The sequence below is a fragment of the Mesorhizobium sp. M2C.T.Ca.TU.002.02.1.1 genome (assembly GCF_003997225.1).
Genome location: NZ_RZTO01001143.1, coordinates 1 through 1465 on the forward strand (window position 1 = coordinate 1; position 1465 = coordinate 1465).

General features: G+C 67.0%; 1 protein-coding gene. It reads right to left on the reverse strand.

The features are described 5' to 3' along the window. Positions 1-211: 211 nt before the first annotated feature. The coding region (locus EOD07_RS34160) for an ABC transporter ATP-binding protein (RefSeq protein ID WP_164772830.1) at positions 212-1465 on the reverse strand (1254 nt) is incomplete at its 5' end.

The following is a 1465-nucleotide window of genomic DNA, read 5'->3' on the forward strand; positions in this document are numbered from 1 at the left end:
AATTTGAACAGTGTATTGAGCCGCACTAACCGCATAACGGGAGGGCGGTTGCAAATGCAGGCGGACTGCCCGGACGATCCTGGCGCGGTAGCAAGGATCGGACATAACGCCCCGCGGCCGTTTCCGTGAAACGGTGAAACGCTCCAGCGAGCTCGATCCCGGGCCGCGGTGCGGCTGACTGCGCCGGCTAAAGCCGGGCGCAGTCCTTTCCTCAGGCGACGAGGCCCTTGGTCAATTCGAGCGCCTGACGCTCGAAGAGCCGCCGGTAGATGCCGCCGTTCAGCCGGATCAGGTCGTCATGCGAACCTTCCTCGGCGATACGCCCGCGATCGAAGACCAGCAGCCGGTCGAGCGCCCGCACCGTCGAGAGCCGGTGCGCGATCACCAGGGTCGTGCGCCCGACCATCAGCCGCTCCATCGCCTTCTGGATCAGCACTTCCGATTCCGAGTCGAGGCTCGACGTCGCCTCGTCCAGGATCAGGATGCGCGCATCGGCCAGGAAGGCGCGGGCGATCGCCACGCGCTGGCGCTCGCCGCCCGACAGCTTCACGCCACGCTCGCCGACCAGGGTTCCATAGCCCTTGGGCAGGCTGGTGATGAAATCATGCGCGCTGGCGAGCTTGGCTGCGTGCTCGATCTCGGCTTGGCTGGCGCCGGGCCTGGCATAGGCGATGTTCTCGGCAAGCGAGCGGTGGAACAGGATCGGCTCCTGCTGGACGATGGCGATCTGGCCGCGCAGCGACGCCTGCTCGACCTGCGCGATGTCCTGCCCGTCGATCAGGATCCGCCCGGCATTCACGTCATAAAGCCGCTGGATCAGCTTGACGAAGGTCGTCTTGCCCGAACCCGAATGCCCGACCAGCCCGATGCGCTCGCCCGCTGCGATATCGACTGAGAAATCGCGGTAGAGCGGCAGCCGATGATTGCCGTAGTGGAACGTCACCTTGTCGAAGGCGATGCGTCCATCGGTGATCCGGATCGGCTGGGCGCCGGGCCGGTCCTCGATGCCGAGCGGCTCGGACTGGAAGTCGACCAGTTCCTCCATGTCGTTGATCGAGCGCTGCAGGTTGCGGATATGCGTGCCGATGTCGCGCAGATAGCCCTGCAGCACGAAGAACGAGGTCAGCACGAAGGCGACATCGCCGGCGCTCGCCTGCCCCCAGGCCCACAGCATGAGGGCAAGCCCGATAACCGCCGCCCGCATCACCAGCAGCAGCACCCCTTGCGTGGTGCCGTTGGCGGTGCCGCGCATCCAGGTGCGGCCGGTGCGCAGACGCCACTTGGCGACGACGCGCGCCAGCCGCGTTTCCTCGCGGGTCTCCGCGCCAAAACCCTTGACGACGGCATTGCAGCTCACCGCGTCGGCCAGCGCGCCGCCCAGCCGCGTGTCCCAGCTGTTGGCGAGCCGCGCGGCGGGCGCGACATAGCCGAGCGACAGCATCGCCGTGACGGCGATGAACAGCGC